Source organism: Kitasatospora sp. NPDC034533 (assembly GCF_055575155.1).
The window spans coordinates 63,201-87,671 of record NZ_JBVITE010000001.1 but is presented as its reverse complement, the minus strand read 5'-3'; the positions used below and the strand labels follow the sequence as shown (position 1 = coordinate 87,671).

General features: G+C 72.0%; 21 protein-coding genes and 3 tRNA genes. 3 read left to right on the top strand and 21 right to left on the bottom strand.

What is annotated here, in order from left to right; translation table 11 throughout:
* Window positions 1-44: 44 nt before the first annotated feature.
* The 11 genes from rpoB to ACZ55U_RS00395 all read right to left on the bottom strand — a co-directional run bounded on the left by rpoB (window position 45) and on the right by ACZ55U_RS00395 (window position 11,720).
* Entirely contained in the window at window positions 45-3,521 is a 3,477-nt protein-coding gene (gene rpoB / locus ACZ55U_RS00445; protein ID WP_465520877.1) for a DNA-directed RNA polymerase subunit beta, read from the bottom strand.
* Window positions 3,522-4,232: 711 nt separating this feature from the next.
* Window positions 4,233-4,616, bottom strand: a complete 384-nt coding sequence (gene rplL / locus ACZ55U_RS00440) for a 50S ribosomal protein L7/L12 (RefSeq protein WP_465520875.1) — start codon at window positions 4,614-4,616, stop codon at window positions 4,233-4,235.
* Between the two features lie 90 nt (window positions 4,617-4,706).
* The gene (rplJ, locus tag ACZ55U_RS00435; protein ID WP_465520873.1) at window positions 4,707-5,270 is read right to left on the bottom strand and encodes a 50S ribosomal protein L10; all 564 of its coding nucleotides are present in this window, start codon (window positions 5,268-5,270) and stop codon (window positions 4,707-4,709) included.
* A 372-nt stretch (window positions 5,271-5,642) separates the two neighbouring features.
* On the bottom strand, window positions 5,643-6,518 hold the full coding sequence (locus ACZ55U_RS00430; RefSeq protein ID WP_465520871.1) for an SCO4651 family lipoprotein: 876 nt from the start codon (window positions 6,516-6,518) through the stop codon (window positions 5,643-5,645).
* A gap of 145 nt (window positions 6,519-6,663) precedes the next feature.
* The gene (locus tag ACZ55U_RS00425; protein ID WP_465520869.1) at window positions 6,664-7,569 is read right to left on the bottom strand and encodes an SCO4651 family lipoprotein; all 906 of its coding nucleotides are present in this window, start codon (window positions 7,567-7,569) and stop codon (window positions 6,664-6,666) included.
* A gap of 157 nt (window positions 7,570-7,726) precedes the next feature.
* Complete coding sequence (locus tag ACZ55U_RS00420; RefSeq protein ID WP_465520867.1) at window positions 7,727-8,509, bottom strand: hypothetical protein; 783 nt, start codon at window positions 8,507-8,509, stop codon at window positions 7,727-7,729.
* A 203-nt stretch (window positions 8,510-8,712) separates the two neighbouring features.
* Window positions 8,713-9,435, bottom strand: a complete 723-nt coding sequence (gene rplA, locus ACZ55U_RS00415) for a 50S ribosomal protein L1 (protein WP_207809814.1) — start codon at window positions 9,433-9,435, stop codon at window positions 8,713-8,715.
* Between the two features lie 77 nt (window positions 9,436-9,512).
* Window positions 9,513-9,947 (bottom strand): 50S ribosomal protein L11, encoded by a 435-nt coding sequence (gene rplK / locus ACZ55U_RS00410; protein WP_153461023.1) that lies wholly within the window; start codon window positions 9,945-9,947, stop codon window positions 9,513-9,515.
* 165 nt (window positions 9,948-10,112) lie between these two features.
* On the bottom strand, window positions 10,113-10,967 hold the full coding sequence (nusG, locus tag ACZ55U_RS00405; RefSeq protein ID WP_465520865.1) for a transcription termination/antitermination protein NusG: 855 nt from the start codon (window positions 10,965-10,967) through the stop codon (window positions 10,113-10,115).
* Between the two features lie 209 nt (window positions 10,968-11,176).
* On the bottom strand, window positions 11,177-11,500 hold the full coding sequence (secE, locus tag ACZ55U_RS00400; protein ID WP_465520863.1) for a preprotein translocase subunit SecE: 324 nt from the start codon (window positions 11,498-11,500) through the stop codon (window positions 11,177-11,179).
* Window positions 11,501-11,647: 147 nt separating this feature from the next.
* A tRNA-Trp gene (locus tag ACZ55U_RS00395) sits at window positions 11,648-11,720 on the bottom strand.
* A 284-nt stretch (window positions 11,721-12,004) separates the two neighbouring features.
* On the opposite strand from ACZ55U_RS00395, the gene ACZ55U_RS00390 reads away from it, so the two are divergent.
* Together ACZ55U_RS00390 and ACZ55U_RS00385 are read left to right on the top strand one after the other, a co-directional pair.
* On the top strand, window positions 12,005-13,252 hold the full coding sequence (locus ACZ55U_RS00390; protein ID WP_465520861.1) for a pyridoxal phosphate-dependent aminotransferase: 1,248 nt from the start codon (window positions 12,005-12,007) through the stop codon (window positions 13,250-13,252).
* Between the two features lie 115 nt (window positions 13,253-13,367).
* Entirely contained in the window at window positions 13,368-14,435 is a 1,068-nt protein-coding gene (locus tag ACZ55U_RS00385) for an adenosine deaminase (RefSeq protein WP_465520859.1), read from the top strand.
* A gap of 31 nt (window positions 14,436-14,466) precedes the next feature.
* Here ACZ55U_RS00385 and ACZ55U_RS00380 read toward each other — a convergent pair whose 3' ends face one another.
* The 8 genes from ACZ55U_RS00380 to ACZ55U_RS00345 form a co-directional block, all read right to left on the bottom strand.
* Window positions 14,467-15,510 (bottom strand): UDP-N-acetylmuramate dehydrogenase, encoded by a 1,044-nt coding sequence (locus ACZ55U_RS00380; RefSeq protein ID WP_465520857.1) that lies wholly within the window; start codon window positions 15,508-15,510, stop codon window positions 14,467-14,469.
* A gap of 66 nt (window positions 15,511-15,576) precedes the next feature.
* The gene (locus ACZ55U_RS00375) at window positions 15,577-17,058 is read right to left on the bottom strand and encodes an MFS transporter (RefSeq protein ID WP_465520855.1); all 1,482 of its coding nucleotides are present in this window, start codon (window positions 17,056-17,058) and stop codon (window positions 15,577-15,579) included.
* A gap of 87 nt (window positions 17,059-17,145) precedes the next feature.
* The gene (locus tag ACZ55U_RS00370) at window positions 17,146-17,688 is read right to left on the bottom strand and encodes a TetR/AcrR family transcriptional regulator (RefSeq protein ID WP_465521249.1); all 543 of its coding nucleotides are present in this window, start codon (window positions 17,686-17,688) and stop codon (window positions 17,146-17,148) included.
* A gap of 128 nt (window positions 17,689-17,816) precedes the next feature.
* Entirely contained in the window at window positions 17,817-18,239 is a 423-nt protein-coding gene (locus tag ACZ55U_RS00365) for a MaoC family dehydratase (protein ID WP_465520853.1), read from the bottom strand.
* A gap of 5 nt (window positions 18,240-18,244) precedes the next feature.
* Window positions 18,245-18,703, bottom strand: a complete 459-nt coding sequence (locus ACZ55U_RS00360) for an FAS1-like dehydratase domain-containing protein (RefSeq protein ID WP_465520851.1) — start codon at window positions 18,701-18,703, stop codon at window positions 18,245-18,247.
* A 118-nt stretch (window positions 18,704-18,821) separates the two neighbouring features.
* Complete coding sequence (rpmG, locus tag ACZ55U_RS00355) at window positions 18,822-18,986, bottom strand: 50S ribosomal protein L33 (protein ID WP_006604855.1); 165 nt, start codon at window positions 18,984-18,986, stop codon at window positions 18,822-18,824.
* An 83-nt stretch (window positions 18,987-19,069) separates the two neighbouring features.
* Window positions 19,070-19,142, bottom strand: a tRNA-Met gene (locus tag ACZ55U_RS00350).
* A 43-nt stretch (window positions 19,143-19,185) separates the two neighbouring features.
* Window positions 19,186-19,258: transfer RNA gene (locus ACZ55U_RS00345), tRNA-Thr, on the bottom strand.
* A 278-nt stretch (window positions 19,259-19,536) separates the two neighbouring features.
* Here ACZ55U_RS00345 and ACZ55U_RS00340 point away from each other — a divergent pair.
* Window positions 19,537-20,805 (top strand): amidohydrolase family protein, encoded by a 1,269-nt coding sequence (locus ACZ55U_RS00340; protein ID WP_465520849.1) that lies wholly within the window; start codon window positions 19,537-19,539, stop codon window positions 20,803-20,805.
* 279 nt (window positions 20,806-21,084) lie between these two features.
* Here the strand turns inward: ACZ55U_RS00340 and ACZ55U_RS00335 are convergent, their stop codons facing one another.
* Both ACZ55U_RS00335 and ACZ55U_RS00330 read right to left on the bottom strand, forming a co-directional pair.
* Window positions 21,085-21,759, bottom strand: coding sequence for a response regulator (locus tag ACZ55U_RS00335; RefSeq protein ID WP_465520847.1), 675 nt, complete (start codon window positions 21,757-21,759; stop codon window positions 21,085-21,087).
* Window positions 21,756-24,440 (bottom strand): ATP-binding protein, encoded by a 2,685-nt coding sequence (locus ACZ55U_RS00330; RefSeq protein ID WP_465520845.1) that lies wholly within the window; start codon window positions 24,438-24,440, stop codon window positions 21,756-21,758. Before ACZ55U_RS00330 ends, ACZ55U_RS00335 begins: the two co-directional genes overlap by 4 nt.
* Window positions 24,441-24,471: the final 31 nt, after the last annotated feature.

Below are 24,471 nucleotides of genomic sequence, written 5' to 3'. Positions count from 1 at the left end.
GCCTGGGGGCGGGCCGGCCGCCGCTGCGGCCGGCCCAACCTCCGTCAGACCTCTTCGACGCTGCTCGGCTCGCGCCGGGACAGGTCGATGCCGAGCTCCTCGGCGGCGCGGAACACGTCCTCGTCGGAGTCCCGCATCTCGATGGACTGGCCGTCCGAGGACAGCACCTCCACGTTGAGGCAGAGCGACTGCATTTCCTTGATGAGGACCTTGAAGGACTCGGGAATGCCGGGCTCGGGGATGTTCTCGCCCTTGACGATGGCCTCGTAGACCTTGACCCGGCCGAGGACGTCGTCGGACTTGATGGTGAGCAGTTCCTGGAGCGCGTAGGCCGCGCCGTACGCCTCCAGGGCCCACACCTCCATCTCACCGAAGCGCTGACCACCGAACTGCGCCTTACCACCGAGCGGCTGCTGGGTGATCATCGAGTACGGACCGGTCGACCGGGCGTGCAGCTTGTCGTCGACCAGGTGGTGCAGCTTGAGGATGTACATGTAGCCGACCGAGATCGGCATCGGGAACGGCTCGCCGGAGCGGCCGTCGAACAGCCGGGCCTTGCCGGTGGAGTTCACCAGGCGCTCACCGTCACGGGTGAGGGTGGTGTTGTCCAGCAGACCGGTGATCTCGTCCTCGCGGGCGCCGTCGAAGACCGGGGTCGCGAGGTTGGTGCCGCCCTCGACCTTGTCCGCGCCGATCGCCTGGAGGCGCTGGGCCCACTCGTCGGCGAGGCCGGAGACGTCCCAGCCCTGCTGGGCGAGCCAGCCGAGGTGGATCTCCAGGACCTGTCCCGGGTTCATTCGGGACGGGACACCCAGCGGGTTGAGGATGATGTCGACCGGGGTGCCGTCCTCCAGGAAGGGCATGTCCTCGACCGGGAGGATCTTGGAGATGACACCCTTGTTGCCGTGGCGGCCGGCGAGCTTGTCACCGTTGGTGATCTTGCGCTTCTGGGCCACGTAGACGCGGACCAGCTGGTTGACGCCCGGGGGAAGCTCGTCGCCCTCCTCGCGGTCGAACACGCGCACGCCGATGACCTTGCCGGACTCACCGTGCGGGACCTTCAGCGAGGTGTCGCGGACCTCACGGGCCTTCTCACCGAAGATCGCGCGGAGCAGGCGCTCCTCCGGGGTCAGCTCGGTCTCACCCTTCGGGGTGACCTTGCCGACCAGGATGTCGCCGGTGACGACGTCGGCGCCGATGCGGATGATGCCGCGCTCGTCGAGGTCGGCCAGGACCTCCTCGGAGACGTTCGGGATGTCCCGGGTGATCTCCTCGGGGCCGAGCTTGGTGTCACGGGCGTCGACCTCGTGCTCCTCGATGTGGATCGAGGAGAGGACGTCGTCCTGCACGAGGCGCTGCGACAGGATGATCGCGTCCTCGTAGTTGTGACCCTCCCACGACATGAACGCGACGAGCAGGTTCTTGCCGAGGGCCATCTCGCCCTCGTCCGTGCACGGGCCGTCGGCCAGCACCTGGCCGGCCTCGACCCGGGCGCCCTCGTCCACGAGCACCTTCTGGTTGAAGGAGGTGCCCTGGTTGGAGCGGGTGAACTTGGCGGCGCGGTACGTGGTGTACGTGCCGTCGTCGTTGGCCACGGTGACGTAGTCGGCTGAGACCTCCTGGACCACACCGGCCTTCTCGGCGGTGATCACGTCGGCGGCGTCGACGGCGCAGCGGTACTCCATGCCGGTGCCGACCAGCGGGGCCTCGCTCTTCAGCAGCGGCACCGCCTGACGCATCATGTTCGAGCCCATGAGCGCGCGGTTGGCGTCGTCGTGCTCGAGGAACGGGATCATGGCGGTCGCGACCGACACCATCTGGCGCGGCGAGACGTCCATGTAGTCGATCTCGGAGCCCGGGATGTAGTCGATCTCGCCGCCACGGCGGCGGACCAGGACGCGCGGCTCGGCGAAGTGCAGGTCCGCGGTCAGCGGCGCGTTCGCCTGGGCGATGACGAAGCGGTCCTCCTCGTCGGCGGTCAGGTAGTCGACCTTCTCGGTGACCACGCCGTCGACGACCTTGCGGTACGGCGTCTCGATGAAGCCGAACGCGTTGACCCGGCCGTACGAGGCCAGCGAGCCGATCAGACCGATGTTCGGGCCTTCGGGGGTCTCGATGGGGCACATGCGGCCGTAGTGCGACGGGTGCACGTCTCGGACCTCGAAGCCGGCCCGCTCACGGGACAGACCACCGGGGCCGAGGGCGGACAGACGGCGCTTGTGGGTCAGGCCCGACAGCGGGTTCGTCTGGTCCATGAACTGCGACAGCTGGCTGGTGCCGAAGAACTCCTTGATGGAGGCGACGACCGGCCGGATGTTGATCAGGGTCTGCGGCGTGATGGCCTCGACGTCCTGGGTGGTCATGCGCTCGCGCACGACGCGCTCCATGCGGGCGAGACCCGTACGGACCTGGTTCTGGATGAGCTCGCCGACGTTGCGCAGGCGGCGGTTGCCGAAGTGGTCGATGTCGTCGACCTCGACCACGATGTCGCGGCCCTCGCCGTCACGCCACTCGGTCTCGCCGGCGTGCAGCTTCACCAGGTACTTGATAGCGCCGATGATGTCGGGCTCGGTGAGCACGCCGGAGTCCAGCGACTCGGCGTTGCCCAGCTTGCGGTTGACCTTGTAGCGGCCGACCTTGGCCAGGTCGTAGCGCTTCGGGTTGAAGTACAGGTTCTCCAGCAGCGTCTGCGCGGCCTCGCGCGTCGGCGGCTCGCCCGGACGCAGCTTGCGGTAGATGTCCAGGAGCGCGTCGTCCTGGCCCTGGGTGTGGTCCTTCTCCAGGGTGTTGCGCATCGACTCGTACTCGCCGAACTCCTCGAGAATCATCTCGTTGGTCCAGCCGAGGGCCTTGAGCAGCACGGTGACGGACTGCTTGCGCTTGCGGTCGATGCGGACGCCGACCATGTCGCGCTTGTCGATCTCCATCTCCAGCCAGGCACCACGCGAGGGGATGACCTTGCAGGAGTAGATCTCCTTGTCGGAGACCTTGTCCAGGGTGGAGTCGAAGTACACACCCGGGGAGCGGACCAGCTGCGACACGACGACACGCTCGGTGCCGTTGATCACGAACGTGCCCTTGTGGGTCATGAGCGGGAAGTCGCCCATGAAGACCGTCTGAGACTTGATCTCACCGGTCTCGTTGTTGGTGAACTCGGCCGTGACGAAGAGCGGAGCCGCGAACGTGAAGTCGCGGTCCTTGCACTCGTCAATGGAGTTCTTCGGCGGCTCGAAACGGTGGTCGCGGAAGGTCAGCGACATCGACCCACTGAAGTCCTCGATCGGGGAGATCTCCTCGAAGATCTCCTCCAGACCGGACTTGGTGGGGACGTCCAGACCAGACTCCAGCGCCTGCTCGACCCGGGACTTCCAGGCCGCGTTGCCGAGCAGCCAGTCAAAGCTCTCGGTCTGCAGGGCCAGGAGGTTCGGGACCTCAAGGGGCTCCTTGATCTTCGCGAAGGAGACGCGGAGCGGGGCGGTGGATGCGGCGGAATTGTTCGAGGCGTTGCGCGGCGCGGCCAAGAGGGGGGTCCTTCCGAGGGCTCGGAGCTCACTACGCGCGTACCAGCCGGGCCTGCTTGGGCTTGGTGCCGCCTCCCTCGCCACTGGACTCTGCCGGGGTCGGAACCCCAGGTCAGAGCCGCTTTGCGGAGGCGGTGCCAGACCCCTTCAGGGCAACGCAAACTCCGGGCGACGAGTCACGGAGCAGCTAACAGGCAGCGCAAAGGGACAGTGTAGCCAAAGGCCACACTGCTGTCCAGCTCTGATTCGGAGACCGAATCGGAGACTCCTCCCGGTAGCCGGCGGACGCGGACGCCCGCCGGGTACTGCTCTAACTCACGATGGAGTCATTTCCCGCCGGTGCCGCTGGTTATGCATCCAGCGGCGAACCAACCGGGCGGACTCGCGCCTTGAGAATCGCGCGCCGCGCCGGGTTCGTCAAGGGCCCGCAGGCGGCGCGGGCCTCGACCGGTCTATCGATCCGGACCCCCTCGGCGTTACAGAAACCGTGGTGGGGCCGCCCTCGACGACCGTGATCACCATACCCCCCGGCACCGACGGTGCCGAGTGCTCTCCCGGCCACACCGGCGGGCCCCACCGGCCGGTCGGGGGAACCCGGCGGGGCACGGCCCCGGTGGCGCCCGGCGGCGGCCCGGAAACGCGAAAAAGCCGGGCCGATCACCCACAGGGGTGATCGGCCCGGCTCCGGGCCCCCTCAGAGGGGGCGCGAGATCACTTGACGGTGACCTTGGCGCCGGCACCCTCGAGGGCGGCCTTGGCCTTCTCGGCAACGTCCTTGGCAACCTTCTCCAGGACCTTGGCACCAGCGGTGTCAACGAGGTCCTTGGCCTCCTTCAGGCCGAGGGAGGTCAGGGTGCGCACCTCCTTGATGACCTGGATCTTCTTGTCGCCGGCGGCCTCGAGGATGACGTCGAACTCGTCCTGCTCCTCAGCGGCCTCGGCCGGGGCGCCCGGGGCGGCAACGCCGGCAACGGCGACCGGGGCGGCGGCGGTGACGTCGAACTTCTCCTCGAAGGCCTTCACGAAGGCAGCGAGCTCGATGAGGGTGAGCTCCTCGAACTGCGCGAGCAGCTCGTCCTGGGACAGCTTCGCCATGATGGCGTCCTTCCACTAAATCGGCAGGTGGTGCCGGATGTACGGGTGGGGCGGGCGTACGGGCCCGCGGCGAGGCGTGAGCCTGCCGAATTACTCGGCGGCAGCGTCCTCGGCGGCGGGAGCCGGCGTACCGGCACCGCCCTGCTCGACCTTGTCGCGCAGCGCGTCCACGGTGCGGACGAGCTTCGACGGCAGGGCCTGGAAGAGCGCGGCAGCCTGGGACTGCTTGGCCTTCAGGGCACCCGCCAGCTTGGCGAGCAGCACCTCGCGGGACTCGAGGTCCGCGAGCTTCTTGATCTCGTCGGCGGACAGCGCCTTGCCGTCAAGGACACCGCCCTTGATGACGAGAGCGGGGTTCTCCTTGGCGAAGTCACGCAGAGCCTTCGCCGACTCCACCGGGTCACCGGTGACGAAGGCGACAGCCGTCGGACCACTGAACAGGTCGTCGAGCTCCGTGATCCCGACCTCATTGGCCGCGATCTTGGTCAGCGTGTTCTTCACCACGGCGTACTCGGCGTTGTCGCCGAGCGAGCGACGCAGGGTCTTGACCTGCTTCACCGAGAGACCGCGGTACTCGGTCAGCAGCGCCGCGGAGGAGCCACGGAACTTGTCCGTGATCTCGGCGACGGCAGCAGCCTTGTCGGGCCTGGCCATAGGCTTACGCCTCCTTCCGTGATGTCGAAGTCGGGCCGACCGCGAAAGTCGACCTAGGTCGCCGCGGACCGACCGGACGGAAGGAAGCCCTTGCGGAAATGCAACGAGCCCCGGTGCGCAGGGGCACGGGGCTCGGAACGACCTCGACGGGCGGCCGCGCGGACGCGGAACCCGGAAGTCGAAGCTCCAGACACACCTGCGCGGGCTGCCTGCGACGAAGCGCAGATCCTTCGGCCACCGGATCCCTGACGGGCTCGCGGCGGCAACCAGCGGTCTTTGGCTTCGGCCAGAGTAGCCGGGGCCGTCCGCAAGGTGCAAATCGCCCTCGGACGGAGCATCCCCCGGTCCCGGTCGAGTCGGCGGGCCGGCGGCTCAGCGGGCCAGTGGGGAGACCGTCCGGACGCCGGTGTCCACGGTGTCCGTCTCGGCCGGCGCCTGGGCCGAGAGCAGCGCCCCGGCGAAGTCGGTGTAGAGCACCTCGTCGTCCGCCCGGCCGCTGTCCCCGCTGCCGGTGCGCTGGAGCCTGACCAGCTGGTCCTTGTCGTTGAGCCAGAGGTCCAGGGTGAGCGAGAGCGAGCCGCCGGGCGCGAGCGCGGCCCGCAGGCCGTCCCGGCGGGACTGGGTCAGCTGGGTCTGGGCGGCCGCGTACCTCTCGGCGGTGGTGGAGACCCGGTAGTGCTCGACGGTCGAGTCCTCGTACTTCTCCTCGCCGACGAAGACCGGGTCCGTCCCCTCGGCGGTGGCCGCGGTCAGCGCCTCGACCGGGTTCAGCAGGTCGATCAGCCCCGCGTACGGGACCTCCTTGTGGCCGTCCGGGCCCGCGGGGACGGTGAAGCGCTCCCAGTGCTTCCCGCCCTGCCGGGCCGCGGTGGCGGCGTCCCCGCCCTGGTAGGCCACCGTGTCCACGACGATCAGCTGTTCGGCCTCGGCCTGGGTGGAGCGCTTGATCTGGAGCGCGGTCTTGGGCTGCCAGAACAGCGGGCCCGACCCGGCGTCGGCGCCGAGCCGGTAGCCGACCTTGGCCCGGCGGGCGGTCTGCATGGCCAGCCGGGCGGAGAGCAGCACCCCGTGCGGCGAGCGGTCGGTCGGCTTGGCCTGGGCGCTCGGGGAGGCCGCGGAGGGCGAGGTGCCGGCCGGGGCCGGGCTGCCGGTCGGCGTGGCGGGTGCTCCCCCGCCGCCGCAGCCGCTCAGCCCGCCCGCCAGCAGGACGACGACGGCCGCCGCCGCCAACCGCTGCCGTCCCGCCATCGTCCGTTTCCCCTCTCGCCCGGCCCCGTCCGACGGCGGCCTCGTCCGGCCACCTTGCCACCCGTTCCCGGTCGGCCCGGTGGCGGCCCCCTCGTCCGGGGCCGCCGAGCGGGCGGGACCACCGGGTCGGCCCAGCCGGCCCGGGTCAGCTGCCGGCGGCGGCCTTCTGGAGGTCGGCGAGGTCCATGGCGTCCTTCGGGGCGGTGGTGTTCACCGGGGTGCCGTAGTCCGAGTAGCTGACCGTGACGTCCAGCGTCCCGGACTTGGTCTCGGCCTGCTCGCTCCGCTTGACCACGAGCTGGTCGGCGTCGACCCAGACGTCGATCCGGTCGCTGGTGATGCCGGCGGTTTCCAGGTTCTGCTTCAGCCGGTCGGCCTGCGCCTGGGTCATGCCCTGGCTGGTGGCCTTGGCCACGTCATCGGCGCTGAGCACGCCGGTGTAGTGGGTGGTGGCCTTGCCGTTCACCGTCTCGGGGCCGACCTCGGCGACCTTGCCGCTGGCGATCAGCGTCCGGACGCCCTGGACCGGGTCCGCGCTCTGGAGCTGGTCGGTGGCGCCGCCGGTCGCCTTGGCCATGTCGGCCTTGCCGTAGCGCACCCACTCCGGGCCGCCGTCTTGCACCGCCTTTCCGCCCAGGTGCATGTACATCGCGTCCTTGGTGTACAGGTAGCGCACGCTCGGGCCGCCGGTCACCGGCTCCAGGACCTTGGCCATCGGGGAGTCCGACAGGTCCATCGTGAGGTCGGCCTCCAGGCCGTCGGCCCAGGACACCGCGCCCTTGCCCTTCATGGTGACCTGGCCGATCTTGATCAGCTCGTCGACCTTCGCGCTCTTGGCGGCACTGGTCTTCCGGGTGACCTGCTCCAGGTAGACCGCCGGGCTGACCTTCTCCGGCTTGGCGCCGCCGGCCGGGGCGGCGGCCGAGGCCTCGGTGGCCGAGGTCGGCGCGGCCGGGGCGGCCTTCTTGTCGTCGCCGGTGTTGCAGGCGGTCGCGGTCAGCGCCAGGGCGGCGAGGACGACGGCGACGGCGGTCTTGCGGGTTCCAGCCATGATTCCCCCCTTGAGAATCCCCGGGCGGGCGGTGCGCCCCTGCCCCCGGGAGATCCGAACCCCCATGGAAGAACTGACGATCAGCTCTTCTCATGTTCTTCTCATGCGGACTCTAACGGATCCGCGAATCCCCCACCCACCGGATGTCCCCGCCGGGTCACCCGCCCGTGGAGGGCGTCGCGTCCGCCGTCCCGGGAGCCGAGACGTCCGTCGTGGTCACCGTGGTTCCGGCGCTCCCCCTGACCGTCTCGCGCAGCCGGAGCAGCTGCGTGCCGGGCCCGACCCAGACGTCGTACCCGATCGCCGTCACCCCGTGCTGCCGGTACCAGTCCAGCGTGGCCGCTCGCTGCTGCGGACTCAACTCCCCGTCCTTGCCGAACAGTTCGTCCACCGGCGCGGAACCCCGGTAGTGGGCCGCGGTCACCCCGGCCAGCTGCTCGCCGCCGAGCGAGCCGAGCTTGACGCCCTGCGCGATCCCGTACGCCCGGCCGCCCGGGCTGCTGATCAGCGCGGTCATCCAGCCGCCGGCGAAGCCGCCCGGGCCGGCGCCCGCCGCGGGGTCGGCCGACTCGGCGGTGCCGCGCTCCGCGTGCTTGGTCGCCCCGCCCTGGTACGCGAGGTCGAGCGCGCCGTCCTTCAGGGTCAGCCGGCCGCTGCCCAGTTCGTCGGTCACGCTCAGCGCGGCCTCGTCCGCGGCGCCCCAGACCAGCGTGCCGCTCGCGGTGCGCCGGCCGCCCGGGCCCTCCCGGACCACGTCGATCCGGGCGCTGCCGGCGTCGTCCAGCGCCTGCGCGGCCGCGAGCACCACCTGCCGGGGCGGCACCGGCGCGGACCCCCCGGGGGTGGCGGTGGTCGGGGCCGCCAGCAGGCTGCACCCGCTGGTGGTGGCGAGCAGCAGCGCGGCTGCCGCGAGAACGGTGGGGCGAGGGGCGGGCGGCACGGCACACTCCGGCGGTCACGGCTTCTCCACGTGGTCTGACCGGCAGAGCGTACGACGCCTCGGCCGACCGTTCCCATCCGTCGGCGTCCCGGGCCGGTGACCGCCGTCGTGCGGGCCCGCCGCGCGCGGGAACGACGGCGGGCCCGCACCCCCGGTGAAGGGGGTACGGGCCCGTCGTACGGACTGCTCTAGAGCACGGGGGCTCAGACCGCGGCCGGGTCCTCCTCGACGAGGAGGTTGCGGGTGCGGTTCGGGTCCACCTGGATGCCGGGGCCCATGGTGGTCGAGAACGCGGTCTTCTTGATGTAGCGGCCCTTGGCGGCGGACGGCTTGGCGCGGAGCACCTCGTCCAGCGCGGCGGCGTAGTTCTCGACCAGCTGCTCGTCGGTGAAGGAGGCCTTACCGATGATGAAGTGCAGGTTCGAGTGCTTGTCGACGCGGAACTCGATCTTGCCGCCCTTGATGTCGTTGACAGCCTTGGCGACGTCCGGGGTCACGGTGCCGGTCTTCGGGTTCGGCATCAGACCGCGGGGGCCGAGCACGCGGCCGAGGCGGCCGACCTTGCCCATGAGGTCCGGGGTGGCGACGACGGCGTCGAAGTCCAGCTTGCCCTTCGCGACCTCGTCGATCAGCTCGTCGGCACCGACGATGTCGGCGCCCGCAGCACGCGCGGCCTCGGCACGCTCGCCGGTCGCGAAGACCAGGACCCGAGCGGTCTTACCGGTGCCGTGCGGGAGGATCACGGTGCTGCGGACCATCTGGTCGGCCTTGCGCGGGTCGACGCCCAGACGCATGGCGACCTCAACGGTGCCGTCGAACTTGGTGGTGCTGGTCGCCTTGGCGAGGCGGACGGCCTCGAGGGGGGCGTAAAGGCGCTCGCGGTCGACCTGGGCGTCCGCGGCCTTCAGGGCCTTGCTGCGCTTCATGGCTGCTCCTGAATGGTGAATGGAGTTGTGGTGTCGACGGGCCCGCGCAGGCCCTACCACGGGGGACGAGAAGGGGTTCAGCCCTCGACGGTGATGCCCATCGACCGGGCGGTGCCGGCGATGATCTTCTCCGCAGCGTCCAGGTCGTTGGCGTTCAGGTCGGGCATCTTGGTGGTGGCGATCTCGCGGACCTGGGCGCTGGTGAGCTTGGCGACCTTGGTCTTGTGCGGCTCGCTGGAGCCCTTCTCGACACCGGCGGCCTTCAGGATGAGGCGCGCGGCCGGCGGCGTCTTCGTGATGAAGGTGAAGGAACGGTCCTCGTAGACCGTGATCTCCACCGGCACGATCATGCCGCGCTGCGACTCGGTCGCGGCGTTGTAGGCCTTGCAGAACTCCATGATGTTGACGCCGTGCTGGCCCAGCGCGGGGCCGACCGGCGGCGCGGGGTTGGCCGCACCGGCGTTGATCTGGAGCTTGATAAGCCCCGTGACCTTCTTCTTCTTGGGAGGCATGTCTCTCCGGGTCCTTCCGAGAGGTGATTGCTGGTGCGTGCGGAACCGGGGCGACACCCGGCCGCCAGCACACACATCGGACCAGGCTAACGCGTCCGCGCCGCTGGACCAAAACGGATTCGGGGCGGGGCACCCGGCCCCACCCCGAATCCAAAGACCGTATGACTAGTTCTTCTGGATCTGGTCGAAGGAGAGCTCGACCGGGGTCTCCCGGCCGAAGATCTCGACCAGGCCCTTGACCTTCTTCGAGTCCGGGTTGATCTCGTTGATGGTCGCCTGGAGGGTCGCGAACGGACCGTCGGTGACGGTGACCGAGTCGCCGACCTCGAAGTCCAGCACCTGGATCTCGCTCGGCTTGACCGGCGAGGGCTTGCCGGCCTCCTTGGCCGCCTGGCGCTCGACGTCCGGGGCGAGCATCTTGACGACCTCGTCCAGGGTCAGCGGGTACGGGTCGTAGGCGTTGCCGACGAAGCCGGTGACACCCGGGGTGTTGCGCACGACGCCCCAGGACTCCGGGGTGAGGTCCATGCGCACCAGGACGTAGCCGGGGAGCTTGTTCTGGCGGATGGTCTTGCGGTCGCCGTTCTTGATCTGGACGACCTCCTCCTGCGGCACCTCGGCCTGGAAGATGTACTCCTCGACGTTCAGCGAGACGGCGCGCTGCTCCAGGTTCTGCTTCACCCGGTTCTCGTAGCCGGCGTAGGTGTGGATCACGTACCACTCGCCCGGCATGAAGCGCAGGTCCTCGCGGAACTTGGCGACCGGGTCGACCTCGACGGCCTCGACCTCGGTCTCCTCGGCGGCCTCGGCCTCGCCCTCCACGTGCAGCGCGGCCTCCTCGGCGGGCTCGCCGGCCTCGGCCTCGTCGTACGCCTCGACCTCGTCCTCGTCGCTGTCCGCGGCGTCCACGATCTGCTCGGCGGACTCGGCGTCGTCAGCCAGCTCGGCCGCGTCCAGCTCGGCGGCGACATCCGCCTCGCGGACGGTCTCGTCGGCGTCGTACAGGGGGGACTCAGACACGGTGGCTGCTTCTTTCCTGGAGATGGTGAAGGTGGCGCGCTCCGCGACCGGCCCGGCGTGCGGCCGCTCGCGCGGGCGCCAGGTGAGGTCTCGGAGACTTCAACAGTACCGAGTCCACGGTAGCCGCGCGTACGTCCGGCGCCGACAGCTCGACCCGGACCGAAGAATCGGCCCGGGTCGGGAGTCTGGTGCGGAGGTGGGCGGTCGGATCAGCCGAAGACCCAGAGGCTCAGCTTGGAGAAGCCGTAGTCCAGGCCCGCCACGAAGGCCATCACGACCACGACGAACGTGACCACGACGGCGGTGTAGTTGGTGAGTTCGCTGCGGGAGGGCCAGACGACCTTGCGCAGCTCCGCGATGATCTGGCGGTAGAACAGCCCGATCCGCGCGAACAGGCCCTTCTTGGCCCGCTTGCCCGACTTCTTGCCCCCGCGCTTGCCCGACGCCTCGGCCGAGGTGGCCTCCGCGGCGCTGTCGGCACCCTCGGGGTTGCCGCTCTCAGGCGTTGCGGTGGAGCCCGTGGTCTCCGTCACTCGTCCTCACCTGAATCCGGGTCCTGCCGGACTTCGTCGCGCACCCGGTGGCGCACGACCAGCCGGCTAGCGGTGCTGATCGGTGCCATCTCCGCATCAAGCCCGCTCACTCCTGTGGAGCGAACGGGCTGGAAACGGATCTAGCAGCAGGGCAAGAGGGACTCGAACCCCCAACCGCCGGTTTTGGAGACCGGTGCTCTACCAATTGAGCTATTGCCCTACGGCGCCTCGCGGCTCCGGTGGCGACCAACCTACCGCATCTCTCTCCGCTGTCCGTACAGGCGGTGAAAGCTCCGGTCTTTCTCGGCGGGCCGTCGAGCAGTGAGTGTACGTGGTCGAGGGGTGTTTGGTCGAACCTCTTCTTCCGGACCGGCCGGTCAGCCGCCGGATGTCCGGCGCGGCGGGGCCTCCGCCGGGGAATCGCCGGGGCCGCGATGCGGACGGAAACGTACGGATGCCGATACCCCGATGCCCGGTCCGTCCGGGTTCTGCGACCATGCAGGCATGAGCGCTTCCACCCCTCAGCCCGACCAGTCCATCCGCCCCGCCGACCGCCGGGTCTCCGCCCGCGTCGGCGCGATCGCCGAGTCCGCGACCCTCGCCGTGGACGCCAAGGCCAAGGCCCTCAAGGCCGCCGGCCGCCCGGTCATCGGCTTCGGCGCCGGCGAGCCCGACTTCCCGACGCCGGACTACATCGTCGAGGCGGCCGTCGAGGCCTGCCGCGACCCGAAGAACCACCGCTACACCCCGGCGGGTGGCCTGCCCGAGCTGAAGGCCGCGATCGCCGCCAAGACGCTGCGCGACTCCGGGTACGAGGTGGACGCCTCCCAGGTGCTGGTCACCAACGGCGGCAAGCAGGCGATCTACGAGGCCTTCGCGGCGATCCTGGACCCGGGCGACGAGGTCATCATCCCGGCCCCGTACTGGACCACCTACCCGGAGTCGGTCCAGCTGGCCGGCGGTGTCCCGGTGGAGGTCGTCTCCGACGAGACCACCGGCTACAAGGTCTCGGTCGAGCAGCTGGAGGCCGCCCGCACCGAGAACACCAAGGTGGTGCTGTTCGTCTCGCCGTCCAACCCGACCGGCGCGGTGTACACCGAGGCCGAGGCCGAGGCGATCGGCCGCTGGGCGCTGGAGCACGGCCTGTGGGTGCTCACCGACGAGATCTACGAGCACCTGGTGTACGGCGACGCGAGCTTCACCTCGCTGCCGGCCCTGCTGCCCGAGCTGGCCGACAAGTGCATCGTGGTCAACGGCGTGGCCAAGACCTACGCGATGACCGGCTGGCGGGTGGGCTGGGTGATCGGCCCCAAGGACGTCATCAAGGCCGCGACCAACCTCCAGTCGCACGCCACCTCGAACGTCTCCAACGTCGCCCAGCGCGCCGCCCTGGCCGCCGTGGCCGGCGACCTGGACGCGGTGGCCGAGATGCGCGAGGCCTTCGACCGCCGCCGCCGCACCATCGTGCGGATGCTCAACGAGATCGAGGGCGTGGTCTGCCCCGAGCCCGAGGGCGCCTTCTACGCCTACCCGTCGGTCAAGGGCCTGCTGGGCAAGGAGATCCGCGGCCGGCGCCCCCAGACCTCCGGCGAGCTGGCCGCCCTGATCCTGGACGAGGCCGAGGTCGCGGTCGTCCCGGGCGAGGCCTTCGGCACCCCCGGCTACCTGCGCCTGTCCTACGCGCTCGGCGACGCCGACCTGGTCGAGGGCGTCAGCCGGGTGCAGAAGCTGCTCGGCGAGGCCCGCGACTGACCAAGGCATCAACCTGACGTCCGGGATTCACCCGACACGCCGCCTCCTTTCACCCCTTCAGGGGATCGGAAGGAGGCGGTTCCCGTTCGGGGGCCGCATACGGCAGTATTCGCGAATGGAACGCCTGTTGAATCCGCGAGACGTCAGGGGCCTCCCCAAGGCCCACCTGCACCTGCACTTCACCGGCTCGATGCGGCCCGCCACCCTCCTGGAGCTGGCCGACAAGCACGGCGTCCGGCTGCCGGAGGCGCTCAGCTCCGGCGAGCCGCCCCGGCTGCGGGCCACCGACGAGCGGGGCTGGTTCCGCTTCCAGCGGCTGTACGACACCGCCCGCTCGGTGCTGCGGGACGAGGAGGACATCCGCCGGCTGGTCCTGGAGACCGCCGAGGACGAGCGCCGGGACGGCTCCCGCTGGCTGGAGATCCAGGTCGACCCGACCTCGTACGCGCCCCGGCTGGGCGGGCTGATCCCCGCGCTGGAGCTGATCCTGGACGCGGTGGAGCACGCCGCCGAGGCCACCGGGGTGGGCATCCGGGTGCTGGTCGCGGCCAACCGGATGAAGTCCCCGATGGACGCCCGGACGCTGGCCCGGCTGGCCGTCCGCTACGCCGACCACGGGGTGGTCGGCTTCGGCCTCTCCAACGACGAGCGCCGGGGCCTGGCCCGGGACTTCGACCGGGCCTTCGCGATCGCCCGCAAGGGCGGGCTGCTGGCGGCCCCGCACGGCGGCGAGCTGGCCGGGCCGGAGTCCGTCCGGGACTGCCTGGACGACCTGGGCGCCGCCCGGATCGGCCACGGCGTGCGGGCCGCCGAGGACCCGCGCCTGATGGAGCGGCTGGCGGACCGGCAGGTCACCTGCGAGGTCTGCCCGTCCTCGAACGTCTCGCTCGGCGTCTACGAGCGCCCCGAGGAGGTGCCGCTGCGCCGGCTCTTCGACGCCGGGGTGCCGCTCGCCCTGGGCGCGGACGACCCGCTGCTGTTCGGCAGCCGGCTGGCCGCCCAGTACGAGCTGGTCCGGGACGTGCTGGGCTTCTCCGACGCCGAACTCGCCGAGCTGGCCCGCCAGTCGGTGCGCGGCTCGGTCGCGCCGGAGGCGGTCCGCAAGGAGCTGCTGGCGGACATCGACGGCTGGCTGGCGGGCGCCCGGTCCAGCGCGGACGCCACCGCCGCCGTACCCGCCTGAGGCCCGTCCGGCGCCGGAGGCCGCCCGGTCGTCAGAGCTTGACGCCCACCATCACCGGCTCGTTCACCAGCTCCACCCCGAAGGCCTCGCGGACCCCGTCCCGGATCTCCCGGGCCAGCGCCAGCAGGTCCTCGGCGGTGGCCGAACCGCGGTTGGTCAGCGCCAGGGTGTGCTTGGTGGAGAGCGTCGCCGGGCCGCTGCCGTAGCCCTTGCCGAAGCCCGCCTTGTCGATCAGCCAGGCCGCCGAGGTCTTGGTGCAGCCCTCCGGGGCCGGGTAGGCGGGGGCGTTCTCGGTGCCCGGACGGGTGCGGAAGGACTCGTACTGCGCGGCCGTGAGCACCGGGTTGGTGAAGAAGGAGCCGGCCGACCAGGTGTCGTGGTCCGCCGGGTCCAGCACCATGCCCTTGCCGGAGCGCAGCTCCAGCACCGCGCCGTACGCCTCGGCCAGCGGCACCCGCTCGCCCTGCTCGACGCCGAAGTGCCGGGCCACCTCGGCGTACTTGACCGGGGTGGAGAGGCCCGCGTGGTCCGCCAGGGCGAACCGCACCCGCAGCACCACGTAGCGGTCCGGCTCGGCCTTGAAGCGGCTGTGCCGGTAGGAGAAGGCGCACTCGGCGCCGGACAGCGTGACCACCGCGCCGGCGGTGCGGTCGTAGGCGACCACCTCGGTGATCGACTGCGCGACCTCCTGGCCGTACGCGCCCACGTTCTGCACCGGGGTGGCGCCCGCCGAGCCGGGGATGCCGGCCAGGAACTCGATGCCCGCCAGGCCGTGCTCCAGCACGGTGCGGCGGACCACCTCGGACCAGGTCTCGCCGGCCGCGACCTCCAGGGCGGTGCCGTCCAGGGCGAGGCCGGCGGTGGCGATCCGCAGCACGGTGCCGGGGAAGCCGGCGTCGCCGATCACCAGGTTGGAGCCGCCACCGAGGACCAGCAGCGGCTCACCGGCCGCGTCGGCCTCGCGAACGGCCGCGATCACCTCGTCGTCGGTGTGCGCGGTCACCAGGCGGCGGGCCGGGCCGCCGAGCCGGAGCGTGGTCAGCGGGGCGAGGGGGGCGTCGTTTTCTACCAGCACGCCCACCAGCGTACGGGTGGCGGGGACGCCCGCCGGCACCCCCGCCACCCGCCGCCCGTGCGCCGCTCAGATCCGGGCGGGCTCGGCCGGGCCCCCGGCCCGCTCCCCCGCCTCGGCCGGGCCCCCGGCCCGCTCCTCCGCCGCCGCGGCCCGCGCCCGGCCGCGCGGCGGGACGAACACCGCGGCGAGCGCGCCGAGCGCGACGGCCGCCGCGCCCACGTACAGCGCGGGCACCAGTCCGTCCGTGAAGGCCCGCGCCGACTGGTAGCCGCCCCGGGCCGAGAAGACCGCCGCCAGCACGGCGACCCCGAGCGCCCCGCCGACCTCGCGCAGCGCGTTGTTGGCGCCGGAGGCGATGCCCTGCTCCTGCGGCCGGACGCTGGCCATCACCAGCTGGGCGGTCGGGCCGAAGTACAACGACATGCCGATCCCGCAGATCACGATGGCCGGGAGCTGGGCGACGTAGTCCAGGCCGGTGCTCCCGTCCACGACCAGACCGAACAGCGCCAGTCCGACGGCCTGGAGCGCCAGCCCGGTGACCACGATCGGCCGGCCGCCGATCCGGTCGGACAGGATGCCCGCGAGGGGCGAGACCAGCAGCGGCATCGCCGTCCAGGGCAGCATCCGGACGCCCGCCTCCTGCGGGCTGAAGCCGCCCACGCCCTGGAGGTACTGGCTGATCAGGAAGATCGAGCCGAACATCCCGAGGTACATCAGCAGGCTGGCGGCGTTGACGGCCGAGAAGGCCCGGACGCGGAACAGCCGCATCGGCAGCAGCGGGTGGGCGGCCACGCTCTGCTCGTACCGGACGAAGGCGGCCAGCAGCAGGACACCGGCGACCAGCGAGCCGAGGACCAGCGGGCTGGTCCAGCCGTCCGGGTTGCCGCGGATCAGGCCGAGCACGACCCCGAACATCCCCAGGCTGACCAGCACCGTCCCGGGCACGTCCAGGGTCCGGCCGGCGGCGCCCCGGCTCTCTTCGAGCCGCAGGAAGGCCAGCGGCAGCAGCAGGAGGCCGACCGGGACGTTCACCCAGAAGATCCACTGCCAGGAGAAGTGCTCGGTCAGCGAGCCGCCGATCAGCGGTCCGGCGGCGACGGCGAGGCCGCTGACGCCCGACCAGATGCCGAAGGCCAGCCCCCGCTTCGCCTGGGGCACGGCGGCGGTGAGCAGGGTCAGGGTGAGCGGCATCATCACCGCGGCGCCCACGCCCTGGACGGCCCGGGCGGCGATCAGCTCGCCGATCTCCGGGGAGAGGGCCGCCGCGGCGGAGCCGGCGGTGAATATCGCCAGGCCGACCAGGAAGATCCGCCGGCGCCCGAAGCGGTCGCCGAGGGCGGCGCCGAACATCAGCAGCACGGCGAAGCTCAGGGTGTACGCGCTGACCGTCCACTCCAGGTCGGACAGCCCGCCGCCGAGCTCCTCGCGGATCGACGGCAGTGCGGTGGTGACCACCAGGTTGTCCAGGGCGGCCATGAAGCCGGCCGCGCTGACGATCACCAGTGTCCAGATCGCGGCTCTGCCCATCGCCGCCGGTTTCTCCGTCATGGTCTCCCCCAGGTTCTCTAGGTAGTTATTGCTCAATAACTTCTGTGGGCCGAAAGAAGGCCGCGCGGACACCACCGTGCGACCGGCCTACGCGGGCGGCCCGCACCCGTCGAAGCCGCCCCAGATCCGGTGGTCCTGCGGATAGCCCAGCGCCACCAGGGTGTTGATCAGCATCCCGTACGCGAAGAACCGGGTGGTGCCCTCCGGGTCGCCGCCGATCCGGATGCTGACCCGGTCGAACAGGCTCTCCCACAGCCGCCGGGCGGTCTCCCCGATCTCCTCCTCGCCGGCCATCCGGGCCGAGAACACCGAGACGTACAGCTGCATCTGCATCATCAGCTGGTCACGGTCCTCGACCAGCCCCATGTAGGCGTCGGACATCGCCTCGGCCGCCGCCGTGCCGGACAGCCCGGCGGAGGCCTCGTCGAAGACCCGCCAGGTCTCCTCGACGCAGCGCTCGGCAGCGGCGGCGAAGATCGCCTGCTTGCCGGGGAACAGCCGGAACAGGTACGGCTGCGAGACGCCCACCCGCCGGGCGATCGCCTCGGTCGAGGTGCCGTGGTAGCCACCCCGGGCGAACTCGATCATGGCGGCCCGGACGACGCTCTCGCGCCGCTCCTCCGCGCTCATCCGGATGCTCGACTTCGCCACGGCTCCAAGTTAGTGGCTGATCACTATCCACACAAGCCCCGCGGCCGCGGCCGGGTTCCCGTGCGCTACGGGACCCGGGCCGCGGCCGCGGGGCTCGCGAAAGGGGCTCAGCCGAGCCGGACGACGGCCCGGGACATCCCGAGCACCTTCTGCCCGCCCGTGGTGGCCAGCAGGTCGACCTGCACCCGGCGGTCCTCCAGCTTCTTGGCGACCTTGGCCGAGACCTCGACCACCGCGCCGACCCCGTCGTTCGGCACCGGCACCGGGCGGGTGAACCGCACGCCGTACTCGACCACCGCGGCCGGGTCGCCGACCCAGTCGGTGACCACCCGGATCGCCTCGGCCATGGTGAACATGCCGTGCGCGATGACGTCCGGCAGGCCGACCTCCAGGGCGAACTTCTCGTTCCAGTGGATCGGGTTGAAGTCGCCCGAGGCGCCCGCGTACCGCACGAGCGTGTCGCGGGTCACCGGGAAGGACTGCGCCGGCAGTTCGGTGCCGACCTCGACCTCGTCGTAGCTGATCGCCATCGCGCTCACTCCCCCGCCTCGTCGGCGGCCCGGGCCACCAGGGTCATGACCGACGTCACCACGTGCTCGCCGGTCGCGTCCGTCACCTCGCCACGCACGGTGAGCACGTCGTTGCCCGCCAGCGACTTGATGTTGTCGATGGTCACCTCGACCGACAGCCGGTCGCCGGCCCGCACCGGGCGGGTGTAGGCGAACTTCTGGTCGCCGTGCACCACCCGGCTGAAGTCCAGGCCCAGCTCCGGGTCCTCGACCACCTGGGCGGCGGCCCGGTAGGTGATCACGAACGGGAAGGTCGGCGGGGCGATCACGTCGGGGTGGCCCAGCGCCTTCGCCGCCTCCTGGTCGGTGTACGCCGGGTTGGCGTCACCGATCGCGGTCGCGAACTCGCGGATCTTCTCCCGGCCGACCTCGTACGGCTCGGTGGGCGGGTAGCTACGCCCGATGAAGGAGGGGTCGAGCGCCATGGCGGCTCCTCGGAAACGCGGGTGGATACGAAAAAACTCCGGGCCGCACCCCCTGGTGAGGGATGCGGCCCGGAGTCAGAGACCTGAATTCACACAGGCCCGTCGCCCTGCGAGAGGGTCAGCGGGTCTCGCGGTGCGCGGTGTGCGAGTTGCAGCGGGGGCAGTGCTTCTTCATCTCAAGACGGTCCGGGTCGTTACGCCGGTTCTTCTTGGTGATGTAGTTCCGCTCCTTGCACTCCACGCAGGCCAGCGTGATCTTCGGGCGGACGTCGGTGGCAGCCACGGGAGTGCCTTCCTTGGACAACGAATAAGAACACAACAAGAGTAGCCGACCGGGAGTGCGATCTCCCGACCGACTACGCGGGGTAGCGGTGACCGGACTTGAACCGGTGACACAGCGATTATGAGCCGCTTGCTCTACCAACTGAGCTACACCGCCACAGTGATCCGCAGCACAGCCGGAGCTGACTGCTTCTCACCCGAGCCCCCATGCGGAATCGAACCGCAGACCTTCTCCTTACCATGGAGACGCTCTACCGACTGAGCTATAGGGGCGAACGAGGAAGAGATTACACGTTTCGCGCCCGGAGGTGAAATCCGTATCCCGCGGCGAAGACCGCAGGTGGGCGCGGTGCACGGGCGAGCGATCCAAGGCCCGGCGTTCGATCGGCCTGCGAGCCGGGCGGCCCGGCCCGGTACGACTATTGCCCGCCTCCCGGCGACCCGCCCCCCGGGCCCATAGGCTCGTCGCTCATTGATCGGGAGGACTGGCCGGCTGGACGGGCCAGCCGTACGGGGCCGACCGCGCGGGCCGGCCCGAGAAGGAGCCGGCGATGGACAGCGCAGCCGCGGACGGGCCGCACTCCGGGCCCGGCCCGGCGGCCAACCCCCTCGGGCACGGCCCCGTCCTGCTGCTCACCGACGCCCGGCTCGCCGACGGACGCGTGGTGGACGTCCGGATCAGCGGCGACCGGATCCAGGCGGTCGGCACCGCCGGCGGCCTAGGCCCGCTACCAGCCCTGCCCGGCACCCCCACCGTCACCACCGGCGCCCGGATCGACCTGCGGGGCTACCTGCTGCTCCCGGCCCCCGCCGAGGCGCACGCCCACTACGACGCCGCCTTCTCCGCCGCCCTGCCCGCCCCGCCACCGGACAGCCCGGCCGACCTCACCCGCCGGATCACCGAGGCCGCGCTCACCTCGCTCGGCTACGGCGCCACCGCCCAGCGCACCCACGTCCGGATCGGCGACGTGCACGGCCTGGACCGGCTGGAGGCGGTGCTCACCGCCCGGCAGGCGCTGCGCGGGCTGGCCGAGCTCCAGGCGGTGGCGATGCCCCGGCTGCTCACCGGACGGGCCGGCGCGGACGGGCGGGCCCAGCTGCGCGAGGCGCTCAAGCTCGGCGCCACGGCGGCCGGCGGCTGCCCGGAGCTGGACCCGGACCCGGCCGGGTACGTGCAGCTGCTGCTGGAGGCCGCCCGGGAGGCGGACTGCTCGGTGGACCTGCACACCGACGCCGGGGACGCGCCCCGGCTGGCCCGGCTGGTCGGGGCGCTGGCGCCGCTGCGGCCGCGGGTGACGCTCGGCCCGTGCGGGGCGCTGGCCCGGGGCGCGGCGACGGTGCTGGCGACCGCCGGGGTGCGGGTGGTCTGCCTGCCGCAGAACGGCTGCTGCACCGGGCTGGAGGGCCGGGCGGCGGGACTGCGGCCGGGCCTGGTACGGGAGTTGGCCGCCGCCCGGGTGCCGCTGGTGGCGGGCAGCGGGGCGCTGCGCGATCCGTCCAACCCGGTCGGCCGGGCCGATCCGCTGGAGTCGGCCTATCTGCTGGCCGCCGGCGGGGAGTTGGACCCGGAGGCGGCGTACGACGCGGTGGCGAACCAGGCCCGGGCGGCGCTCGGGCTGCCGCCGGTCCGGGTGGACGCCGGGTTCCCGGCGGAGCTGCTGGCGGTGCGCGGGGACAGCCTGGCCGGGGCGCTCGCGGGCGGGCACAGCCGGCTGGTGGTGCACAGCGGGCGGGTGGTCAGCCGGACCAGCGCGGTGCGGGAGTTCGCGGACACGGTGGCCCTGGCGCTGCCCCGGCAGTGCGGTGGCGGGGAGGGGTGAGCCGGGGCCCGGCGCGTTCCGCGAACGGCTGGGGGCGCGCGACGGATGTCACGCGCCCCTCCCCCACCTACCGGCCGTCCGGGGACGGCGGCCGGAGCGGCCCCGGGCTTCCCCCACACGGAGCGGGGCCCGCTCCTTCGACCCCGACGCTACGCCCACGGAGCACCGCCACCGAGCGGCCTTGACGCCCTCCTGTCGCCCACCGTCCCCGTCTTGACGGCGCGTTGACGGCTCGTCGGCGGGGCGCGTCCCTGGCCCGCACGCCGTGGCGCGCTCCGGTCAGGGGACGTACCGGTAGCCGATCCCCGGCTCGGTGACCAGGTGCCGAGGCCGGGCCGGGTCGCGCTCCAGCTTGCGGCGCAGCCCGGCGAAGTAGACCCGCAGGTAGTTGCCGCGCCCCTCCTGGGCCGGGCCCCACACCTCGCGCAGGATCTGCCGGCCGGGGACCAGCCGGCCCGGGTTGGCGAGCAGCAGGGCGAGGATGCGCCACTCGGTCGGGGTGAGCCGGACCGGGCCGGACGGGCCGTTCACCACGGTGGCCACGAGGTCCACGGTGTGGTCGCCGATCACCGGCAGGCTCGGTGGCGCGCCGCCCGGCGGTCGGCGCAGCACGGCGCGCAGCCGGGCCAGCAGCTCGTCCATCAGGAACGGCTTGGTGAGGTAGTCGTCGGCGCCCGCGTCCAGGGCGCCCACCTTGTCGGCGGCGTCGGTGCGGCCGGAGAGCACGATGACCGGCATCGTGGCGCGGGTGCGCAGGCCGCGCAGCACGTCCATCCCGTCGAGGTCGGGCAGGCCGAGGTCGAGCAGGACGGCGTCCGGGGCGTGGTGCGCGGCGCGGTCGAGCGCCTCGCCGCCGCTGGCGGCGGTGCGGACGGCGTACTGCCGGGCGGTGAGGTTGATCCGCAGGGTGCGCAGCAGGGCCGGCTCGTCGTCGACGACCAGGATCTCGCTCATGAGTCGGCCTCGTCGGGTCCGGCGGCGGGCAGGGTCAGCAGCATGGTGGTGCCGCCGCCCGGGGTGTCCTCGACCTCCAGGCTGCCGCCCATCGCCTCGGCGAGGCCGCGGGAGAGGGCGAGGCCGAGGCCGACCCCGGTGGTGTTGTCGGTGTCGCCGAGGCGCTGGAAGGGCAGGAAGACCCGGTCCCTATCCTCCGGGGCGATGCCGGGACCGCGGTCGATCACCCGGATCTCGACCTGGTGGGCGTGGTGGCTGGCGGTGACCAGGACGGGCGTGCCGGGGGCGTTGTGGCGCAGCGCGTTGGTGATCACGTTGGCGAGGACCCGCTCCAGCAGGGGTGGGTCGGCGAGCACCGGTGGGGTGCCCTCCTCGATGTCGACGGTCAGGTCGAGCGGCCGGACCGGGGTGTGCGGGCCGGGGAGGCTGTCGAGCGCCCTGGGCAGGATCTCGTCCAGGTGGGTCTCGGCGAGGTGCAGGGTGAGCGCGCCGGCCTGGAGGCGGCTCATGTCGAGCAGGTTGTCGACCAGCCGGGTGAGCTTGACCAGGGACTCGTCGGCGGTGGCGAGGAGTTCGGCCTGGTCCTCGGCCGAGAACTCGACGTCGGGGCTGCGCAGCGAGCCGACCGAGGCGCGGGCGGCGGCCAGCGGGGTGCGCAGGTCGTGGCTGACGGCGGCGAGCAGCGCGGTGCGCATCCGGTCGGCGGCCCTGATCGGTTCGACCTCGGCGGCGGCCACGGCCAGCCGGTCGCGTTCCAGCGCGGCGGCGAGGTGGGCGGCGAAGGCGGTCAGCACCCGCTGGTCTGCGGCGGGCAGCCGGCGGCCGGTGAGCACCAGGACGGCGCCCTCGCCGACCGGGACCTCGGTGGTCTCGTACGGGCCGTCCGCCCCGCCGGGCTGGTCGCCCTCGTGCTCGTGCCCGTCCTCGCGTCCGTCGTCGCTCCGGCCCTCGCGCCCGCCCTCGCGCCCGCCCTTGTGCCCGCCCTCGCTGTGGGCGAGCACCTCGCCGTCGGCCCGGGAGAGCAGGGTGACGGCCCGCATGCCGAAGGCCGTCCGGGACTTCTCCAGCAGGGCGGGCAGCGCGTCGGCACCGCGCAGCACGCTGCCGGCCAGGGTGGAGAGGGTCTCGGCCTCGGCGGTGGCGCGGGCGGCCCGGCTGGTGAGCCGGCCGGCGTGGTCGACCACGGTGGAGACGGTGAGCGCGATGGCGGCGAAGACCACCAGGGCGACGATGTTGTTGGTCTCGCCGATGGTCAGGCTGTGGATCGGCGGGATGAAGTAGTAGTTGAGCAGCACCGAGGCGACGAACGAGGCCAGCAGGGCCGACACGGCGCCGCCGAGCAGGGCGACGATGACCACGCCGAGCTGGAAGATCAGCGCGTCGGTGGTCAGGTTGATGCTGTGGTGGGCCTGGGAGAGCAGGGCGGTGAGCAGCCAGGGCAGCACCAGTCCGGCCAGGTAGCCGGCGACGGTGCGGCGCCGGGAGTGGCGGCGGCCGAGCGAGGGCAGCCGCCCGCGGCCGGTGAACTCGTGGGTGACCATGTGGACGTCGATGTCCTCGGAGGCGTCCACGGTGGTCTGTCCGGTGCCGGGGCCGGTGAGGAAGCGGTTGATCCGGCCGCGGCGGCTGGTGCCGAGCACCAGCTGGGTGGCGTGGTGGGCGCGGGCGAAGGCGAGCAGCGCGGTGGGGACGTCGTCGCCGACGACCACGTGGTAGGTGCCGCCGAGGGTCTCCACCAGCTGCCGCTGCTGGGCGAGCGCGCCGGAGGAGGCGCCGGCCAGGCCGTCGCTGCGGGAGACGTGGACGGCCAGCAGTTCGCCGCCGGCCGTGCGCAGAGAGGGGCGACGCGGAGCGTCCCGGCCGAGGGTGGCGGGGGGAGACGAGCGGGAGATCCGGGCGGCGCGGCGGATCAGGGTCTCGCCCTCGGGGCCGCCGGTGAGGGCGACCACGACGCGCTCGCGGGTCTCCCAGACCCGGTCGATGTTGTGGCTGGTCCGGTAGTCGCGCAGGCCCTCGTCCACCCGCCCGGCCACCCAGAGCAGGGCGAGTTCGCGCAGGGCGGTGAGGTTGCCGATCCGGAAGTAGTTGGAGAGCGCGGCGTCCACCTTCTCCGCCCGGTAGATGTTGCCGTGGGCCATCCGGCGGCGCAGCGCCTGGGGGGCCATGTCGACGAGTTCGATCTGGTCGGCCCGGCGGACCACCTCGTCCGGGACGGTCTCGCGCTGGGGGATGCCGGTGATCTTCCGGACGACGTCGTTCAGCGACTCCAGGTGCTGGATGTTGACGGTGGTGACGACGTCGATCCCGGCGGCGAGCAGTTCCTCGACGTCCTGCCAGCGCTTGGCGTGCCGGCCGCCGGGGATGTTGGTGTGCGCCAGCTCGTCGACCAGCAGGACGGCCGGGCGGCGGGCGAGCGCTCCGTCGAGGTCCATCTCCTCGAACTCGGCGCCGCGGTAGGCGCGTCGGACCCTCGGCAGGACCTCCAGGCCCGCCAGCATGGCCTCGGTGTGGTGGCGGCCGTGGCATTCGACGTACCCGACCACGACGTCGGCCCCGCGCTCCTGTCTGCGCCGGGCCTCGTCGAGCATCCGATAGGTCTTGCCGACCCCCGGCGCTGAGCCGAGGTACACCCTCAGCCGGCCGCCGCGGAGGCCGGTGCCGGTGGTGAGGTCGCGGGCCATGGGCACTGCTCTTTCCATCGGGAGGTGGTGC